Below are 8,036 nucleotides of genomic sequence, written 5' to 3' on the forward strand. Positions count from 1 at the left end.
CGTGCGGCCCTGGTGGTTCTCGAACCCGGTCAGCGGCCCCGCGAACAGGCCGTCGGCCGGCTCGGCGATCACCTCGCCGATCGCCCGGCTGCCGCCCGCGTGGGACGTCGAGTCGATCAGGCCCATGCCGGGGTGCGTGACGTTGTCGGCGCGGGTGAAGCTCTCGCCGAAGATCTGGATGCCGGCGCACACGCCCAGCACCACGGCGTCCTTCGTGACGGCGCGCTGCAGGCCGGGGTGCTCGCGCAGGTGCTTCACCGCCAGCGTCTGCGCGGTGTCCTCACCGCCGCCCACGACGTAGATGTCGCACGAGTCCGGCACCGGCTCGCCGTAGTTGATCGGCACGATCTCGGCCTTGATCCCGCGCCACGCCATGCGCTTCTGCAGCACCACGGCGTTGCCGAAGTCGCCGTACGTGCCGAGGAGGTCCGGCAGCACGAGCGCGATCTGGACAGTCGACTCACTCATCAGCGGCAGCCCTGGCATTCAAGTCGCGGAACGCGGTGTAGTTGGCGATGACCTCGACCGCGCCCTGCGGCATCTGGTCGACGGCCTTCAACGGGTCGGGCACGATCGTGTGCTCGACCTCGGCGTAGGTCAGGCGGACGGCGAGGTCGGTGGCGCGCTCGCCGGACGCGATGACCGTGCGGCCCTGGAGCCGTTCGAACGGGACGTCCCACAGCCAGCTCAGGTCGCGGCCGTCGGCCTCCTGGGCGTTGATCACCAGGACGGCCGGGTGGTTGGCCTCCTTGACGACCGTGAGGGTCTCGCTCCAGCCCGCCGGGTTCTTGCTGAGCAACAGGCGCGCGCTGCGGCCGTTGCGGTGGATCGTGCGGTAGCGGCCGCTGACGTTCGAGACGCTGCGCAGCCGGCGCACCGCCTCCTCCGCCGGAACGCCCATGGCGTGCGCGGCGGCGGCCGCCATGACGGCGTTGGCCTGGTTGAACTTGCCGGGCAGCGTGAGGCGCAGCTCCAGCTTCTGGTGCTCCGGCGTGATCATCGCCTCGTCGGCGGTGATCCAGTTCGGGTGCGGGCGCGCGAGGTCGCAGCCCGTGCAGTGCCAGTGCTCGCCCTGCCAGCGGATCGGGTTGCCGCAGCGGGGGCAGCTGGCCGAGTCGTGGTGCCAGCCGGTGCCGGTGGCCACCCAGACGACCTTCGCCGCGTTCCAGGCCGCGCTCGTCACCATCACGTCGTCGCAGTTGGCGATGATCGTGCAGTCGCGCAGCAGCGAGATCGCGTCGCGCAGCGACCGCTCGATGGTGCGGACCTCGCCGACGCGGTCGAGCTGGTCGCGGCTGAGGTTCAGGATGACCGCGACGGACGGGGTGCTGGCGCCCGCGACGGCCGGGAAGTAGGCCTCGTCGCACTCCAGGACGGCGTACGGCGCGTCCGGCTGCTTGGAGAGCGCCGTGACGTGGCCGTCGGGCATGTTCGCGCCGCTGTGGTTCGTGGCGACCTCGCCCAGCGCGGCGACGGCCCTGGCCAGCATCATGGTGCTGGTGGTCTTGCCGTTCGTACCGGTCACGACGGCGACCCTGCGGCCCTGCGTCAGCCGGTTGAGCGCCTGCGGGTCGAGCTTCAGCGCCACCCGGCCGCCGATCATGCCGCCGGCGCCGAGACCCATCTTCTGGGACAGCGTGGAGCTCAGGTTGCCCAGCTTCACGGCGGCTGCGGTGCGCAGGGGGAGGCGGGCGGGGGAATCGTTCACCCCAGCGACTCTACCGGCGGTGGAATTCCCCGGTTCCGGACGGTCGTTGCGTTGGTGTGAACGGGGTTCGGTACAACGACCGGCTCGGCGCGCGCGGGAGGAACGGGCTCGACGGTGGAGAGCGGGCACCGTCCGGTGGAGCCGTTTCCCGGTTCGCGCGGGTCGCTGACGCGGTGTGTCCTAACGGCTCAGCGCGCGCAGGGTCCTGATCAGTTCGACGGTCGGCAGCTGGCAGAGCTGGGCCATGTTCTCCAGCGCGGGCAGGTCCAGGTGCACCTCGGGGGACGCGCCCGGCGGGAGCGCGTGCAGCCGCCCGGCGGCCCAGCGCTTGAGCGGCAGCAGGCGCGGGTTGTCGGTGACGGCCACCGCCGTGAGGCTCAGCGTCAGGTGGCCCGCGGGCGCGTCGCCGAAGAAGCGTTCGTGCACGCGGGCCAGGACTTCGTGCGCCGGGACGTCCAGGGCGTGGCAGATCTCCACGAGGCGCACCACCGAGCACTGGCGGGTGCCCAGCTCGTAGGTGGCCAGTGTCTGCAGGGAGATCTCGGTCTGCAGTCGCTTGTTGAGCTCCTTGCGGGTCCATCCGCGCTGTTTGCGAAGGCTGCGGATCTCATCACCGAGCACGCGCTGGTACGCCGCTGTGTCGATTTGGCCTGTCGCAGTCTGCACTCTGGTCCTCCACCCCGTGAGCGGGTCTCACGGTGATGGAAGGCGCAAGTTCTTCGTCGCTTACGCAACTTGCCCGGATAATCCCCCGAATGGGCGATACTTCTCTACTCTGGGTATCAGTTCACGCAGCGCACGCCGTCGGCGCTGATGGGTTTGGGTGCGTTCGGGTCGGGTGCCGGCTGCTGCCGCGCACCGTCCAGGTTGAGCGGTGAGGAGGCCGCGAAGCCCTGCGCGCCGGGGCCCGAGTAGTCCGAGCCCAGGAAGACCCGTGCCGTTCCCGCGGGGATGTTCACGTCCTCCTCGACGTTCATCCCGCCCAGGACGTTCTGGACGGCGTTGGCGCCCGCCTCGCCGCCCTTGCCGTAGCGGACGACCGACTTCTTCATCGCCTCGGCGTTGCCCGTCGGGCCCGCGTTGAAGCCCTTCGCGACGAGCGACTGCTGCACCTGGGCCGCGAGGCCGGGGACGCCGGAGGCGTTGCGGACGTCGACGGTGACCGTCGAGTTGTCGAACTTCGGGTCGGGCGGCGTCGAGGACGCCGGGGCCTTGCCGAGGTTCTTGACGAACGAGCGCACCTCGGACTCGTCGACCTCGACCGCGGAGCCGTCCTCCGGCGTCTGGAGGTCGGGGTTGCCGGTCGGGATGGTCTGGAACGTCATGTTGCCGCCCGTCATGTCCTTCATCTGCAGGGCGAACTTGGTGATGTCCCAGCCGTCGTCGAGCACGATCGCGCCGCCCACGGCCTTGATCATGTCGCTGCGCTTGGTGCTGTCGGTGAGCACGCCGGCCGACAGCATCTTCTTCGCGAGGCCCGCCATGAAGACCTGCTGGCGCACGACGCGGTCCAGGTCGCCCATGGGCAGGCCGTGGCGCTGCCGGACGAACGCCAGCGCGTTCTTGCCCTCGATGGTCTGCGGGCCCGCCTTGAAGTTCGCACCGGAGAAGCTGTCGCGGACCGCGTTGGTGAGGCAGACGTCGATGCCGCCGATGGCCTTGGTGATGTCGTAGAAGCCGACGAGGTTGACCTCGGCGTAGTGGTCGATGGTGGCGCCGGTGAGGTCCTGGATCGTCTGGATCAGGTTGTTCGCGCCCGCCTTGCGCGACTCCATCTCGACCTCGGGCCCGCTCTTGCCGCTGCCCTGGAGCTTCTCGGCCGCGTCGTTCTTGGCGTAGCCGTAGGCCGAGTTGATCTTGTGGCGGCCGTAGCCACCGGCGATCTTCACGTACGAGTCGCGCGGGAACGACACGGCGTAGGCCTTGCCGCTGTCGTTCGGGATGTGCAGCAGGATCAGCGTGTCGGTGTTGAAACCGCCGTCGTCGCTGCCGCCGGCCTGGAGCTCGTTGAGGATGTTCTGCGGCAGCGGGTTGCCCTTGGAGTCGGTGCGGCTGTCCATGCCGACGAGCAGGATGTCGATCGCGCCGTCGGCGGGGCGCTCGCCCGCGTCCGCGAGGTTGAGGTCCTGCTTGGTCAGGTTGTCGGTCAGCGCGGTCAGGTTCTGCCAGCCGACCCCGGTGACCACCAGGACCGCGGCGGACAGCATGCTGACGAAGATCTTGGCGCCGATCCCGGCACCGCTCCTGGCCGTGCTCGGGCGGCGGGCGGCGGCGGGCCTGGGACGCGGCCGGGGAGCGGGCGCGGGGGCCTTCGTCCTCGCCGGGGCGGTGCGGACCGTCGGGCGGTCGGCCAGCCCGCGGGGACGGGCGGGGGTGGCGCGCTCGCCGGTGCGCTTCGGCGGTTCACGGCGAGGGGGGACGGCGCGGCTCGACGACTCCCGCCTCGGGGGCTCGCCGCGGTTCGCCGACTCGCGCTTCGGAGGTTCGCGGCGCGGCGGCTCGGTGCCCTTGAGGGGCTCCCGCCTGGGCGGATCCGCCTTGCGCGGCTCGCGGCGCGGGGGTTCCGACCCGCGCGGCGGCACCTGCGGACGGCGGGGCTGCCCCGCCTGGGAACGCGGAGTGGCGGAGGGTCGCCTGGGAGTTCCGTTCGGTTCTCCTGGCCGCGGCGGCCGGTTGTCCACACCCACTCCTCTCGCTACTTCCGGGTACACCGAGTAGACGCGCGGGAACGCCACCCGGTTGTGCAAAGCGTGACACAGTGGCGGAGGCCCCCGGATTCAGGCCCCTTGACCAGCGGTTTTGTCTGTTTCGTAGACTCGTCGCCGTGTTGACGATGCAGGACGCGCTGCTCGCGCTGACCAAGTACTGGACCGACCGAGGTTGCATCGTGGTGCAGCCGTTCAACACCGAGGTCGGGGCGGGAACGCTGAACCCGGCCACCGTGCTGAGGGTGCTGGGTCCCGAGCCGTGGCGCGTCGCGTACGTGGAGCCGTCCGTGCGCCCCGACGACGCCCGCTACGGCGAGAACCCGAACCGGCTGCAGACCCACACGCAGTTCCAGGTGATCCTCAAGCCCGACCCGGGCGACCCGCAGGAGCTCTACCTCGGCTCGCTGGAGGCGCTGGGCATCGACGTCCGCGGGCACGACGTCCGGTTCGTCGAGGACAACTGGGCCTCGCCGGCGCTGGGTGCCTGGGGCCTGGGCTGGGAGGTCTGGCTCGACGGGCTGGAGATCACCCAGTTCACCTACTTCCAGCAGGCCGGCGGCATGACGCTCGACCCGGTGTCGGTGGAGATCACCTACGGCATCGAGCGGATCATGATGGCGCTGCAGGGCGTCGACCACTTCAAGAAGATCGCCTACGCGCCCGGCATCTCCTACGGCGAGGCGTTCGGCCAGGCCGAGTACGAGATGTCGCGGTACTACCTCGACGACGCGGACGTGGAGGCGAACAAGCGCCTCTTCGAGGAGTTCGCCACCGAGGCCCGCCGCATGCTCGACGCCCGCCTGCCCGTCCCCGCGCACAGCTTCGTGCTGAAGTGCTCGCACATCTTCAACGTGCTGGACGCGCGCGGCTCGATCTCGACGACCGAGCGCGCCCGCGCGTTCGGCCGGATGCGCGGCCTGGCCCGCGAGGTCGCCGGGCTGTGGGCCGAGCGCCGGGCCGAGCTCGGGCACCCGCTGGGCGTCGCCGAGGCGCCCGCCGCCGTCGCCGCGCCGTCGTCGTTCGCGGACGTCGTCGCGCCGGCCACGCTGCTGTTCGAGATCGGCACCGAGGAACTGCCGCCGCACGAGGTGCTGCGGACCGTCGACGCCGTGCGCGAGGCCATCACGTCGAAGCTCGGCGCGACGCGGCTGACGCACGGTTCGGTGACCGTGCACGGCACGCCACGCCGCATCGTCGTGCAGGTGCCCGCCGTGGCTCCGCGCGAGCCCGACGCCGAACGCACCGTGCGCGGTCCGCGCGTCTCCGCCGCCTTCGACGGTGACGGCAACCCGACGAAGGCCGTGCAGGGCTTCGCGCGCGGTCAGGGCGTCGACGTCGCCGCGCTGGGGCGCGTCACCGAGAACGGCGTCGAGTTCGTGGCGCTGACCAAGACCGACGCCGGTCGCGGTGCCGTCGAGGTGCTCAGCGGCCTGCTGGCCGAGGTCGTCTCGGACCTGCGCGCCGAGAAGAACATGAAGTGGAACGACCCGAAGCTGTCGTTCACCCGGCCCATCCGGTGGCTGCTCGCGCTGCTCGGCTCGACTCCGGTGCCGGTCGCCGTGTCGTCGCTGGAGTCCGGCACCTCGACCCGCGTGCACCGCACGGCTGCCGAGCCGGTCGTCGAGGTGTCCACCGCGGACGGCTACCTGGAGTTCCTGGAGTCGCACGGCATCCAGGCCGACGCGTCCGCGCGGTCCGCCTCGATCGTGGCGGCGGCGCAGGAGCTCGCGGCGTCGGTGGGCGGTGTCGTCGAGGTCGACGGCCTGCTGGACGAGGTGACGAACCTCGTCGAGTGGCCGACGCCGATCCTCGGCTCGTTCGACGAGCGCTACCTGGAGCTGCCGGCGCAGATCCTCACCACCGTGATGCGCAAGCACCAGCGGTACCTGCCGGTGCGGTCGGCCGACGGCGCGTTGCTGCCGCACTTCGTGGCCGTGGCGAACGGCACCGTGGACGCCGACTTGGTCCGCACGGGCAACGAGGCCGTGCTGCGGGCCCGGTACGAGGACGCGGCGTTCTTCTGGCGGGCGGACCTCAAGACGCCGCTCGACGAGATGAAGTCCGGTCTGGCGAAGCTGACGTTCGCGGACAAGCTGGGGTCGATGGCGGACCGCGCGGGGCGCATCGCCTCGCTGGCGGGGCGGTTCGCCTCGGTCGTCGACGTCGACCGCGAGACCCTCGACCGGGCCGGTGCGCTGGCCAAGTTCGACCTCGGCTCGCAGATGGTGATCGAGCTGTCGTCGCTGGCCGGTGTGATGGCGCGGGAGTACGCGGCGCGGGCGGGGGAGACCCCCGAGGTCGCGCAGGCGCTGTGGGAGATGGAGCTCCCGCGGTCGGCCGGTGACGCGCTGCCCTCGTCGGTGCCCGGCGCCCTGCTGTCGCTCGCCGACCGGTTCGACCTGCTGGCCGGGCTGTTCGGGATCGGCGCGCAGCCGACCGGCTCGTCCGACCCGTTCGGGCTGCGGCGGGCGGCTCTCGGCGCGGTGACGGTGCTGCGGGCGTTCCCGGACCTCCGGGCGATCACGCTGCCGGTGGCGCTTTCTCTTGCTGCCGAAGGCCTTTCGGTTTCTTCGGAGGCGCTGGAGACGGCTCGGGAGTTCGCTGTTCGGCGGTACGAGCAGGCGTTGCTCGATGCCGGGCACGAGCACCGGTTCGTGCAGGCCGTGCTGCCGTTGGCTGATTCACCGGTGCTGGCCGACGAGACGTTGGCGCAGCTGGAGTCGTTGGCGGGCAACGAGTCCTTCGAGGCGCTGGTGGCGGCGTTGCAGCGGGTTCGGCGGATCGTTCCCGCTTCGGTGGAGCCGTCCTACGACGCTTCGGTGCTGTCCGAACCGGCTGAGGTGGCGCTGCACAAGGCGTTCGACGGGGTGCCGCGGGATGTCGTCGGGCTTGCGGCGTTCGTGGCTGCTGCCGGGGGGTTGACCGGGCCGATCAACACGTTCTTCGACGAGGTGCTGGTGATGGCCGAGGACGAGAAGGTGAAGGCGGCTCGGCTTGGGTTGCTGGCGTCGATCCGGGACTTTGCGGCGCCGGTCCTGGACTGGACTCAGCTGTAGGGATTGTTGGGGTTCCAGCTTGGTCGTGGTGACCGGGCTGGGCCCCGGCTTCCAGCGTGGTCCTGTTGCGTTGGGCCGTGCCTGTTCCAGCGTGGTCATGCACCCCCGGACGAAAGACGGGGTTCATCGCCGCTGCGCGACGATTGCGATTGGGGCTTGACTTCGGGGCCCTTGCGAGGTGCTGTGGTCGGCCGGAAAACGGCCGGACGCTTCGCGACCGGCCGAGCCCACTAGGGGTAGCACCTCGCACCCAAAGTCAAGCCCCAATCGCACAAAGCGGGTGGGTGCACCGGCTCTAATCGGCGTCAGGGGTGACTGCTCGCCTTCGGCGTCGCTTGGAAGTGCGGGGGTTTGCACGGCTCGCCTTCGGCTTTGCGTTTGGTTGGTGCCTGCCAGCTGTTGTGAGAGAGAAGGGGAGGGCGTCCCCTGCGGGCGCCCTCCTCTTCCGTTCTGCCAGCCGGAGACCTAGCTGATCTCGAAGCTGTCGCCGTACACCTTCCACTTCAGCGGCGTCTTCAGGTCGAAGTTGCCGGCCTTCAGCCACACGCGCTGGGCCGTTTCGAT

5 protein-coding genes are annotated in these 8,036 nt (G+C 70.7%); 1 reads left to right on the top strand and 4 read right to left on the bottom strand.

Annotated features, from left to right (window positions below):
• The 4 genes from VF330_RS17005 to VF330_RS17020 form a co-directional block, all read right to left on the bottom strand.
• A partial coding sequence (locus VF330_RS17005; RefSeq protein WP_330852578.1) for a glutamine amidotransferase occupies nt 1-468 on the bottom strand: 468 nt, incomplete at its 3' end.
• On the bottom strand, nt 461-1,708 hold the full coding sequence (locus VF330_RS17010; RefSeq protein WP_330852579.1) for a MurT ligase domain-containing protein: 1,248 nt from the start codon (nt 1,706-1,708) through the stop codon (nt 461-463). The genes VF330_RS17005 and VF330_RS17010, both read right to left, overlap by 8 nt.
• Before the next feature lie 180 nt (nt 1,709-1,888).
• Nucleotides 1,889-2,374, bottom strand: a complete 486-nt coding sequence (locus VF330_RS17015; protein ID WP_330852580.1) for a helix-turn-helix domain-containing protein — start codon at nt 2,372-2,374, stop codon at nt 1,889-1,891.
• A 116-nt stretch (nt 2,375-2,490) separates the two neighbouring features.
• On the bottom strand, nt 2,491-4,290 hold the full coding sequence (locus VF330_RS17020) for an LCP family protein (protein WP_330852581.1): 1,800 nt from the start codon (nt 4,288-4,290) through the stop codon (nt 2,491-2,493).
• A gap of 251 nt (nt 4,291-4,541) precedes the next feature.
• On the opposite strand from VF330_RS17020, the gene VF330_RS17025 reads away from it, so the two are divergent.
• Entirely contained in the window at nt 4,542-7,472 is a 2,931-nt protein-coding gene (locus VF330_RS17025; protein WP_330852582.1) for a glycine--tRNA ligase, read from the top strand.
• Nucleotides 7,473-8,036 lie beyond the last annotated feature (564 nt).

The organism is Lentzea sp. (genome assembly GCF_036380075.1).
Taxonomy (GTDB): Bacteria; Actinomycetota; Actinomycetes; order Mycobacteriales; family Pseudonocardiaceae; genus Lentzea.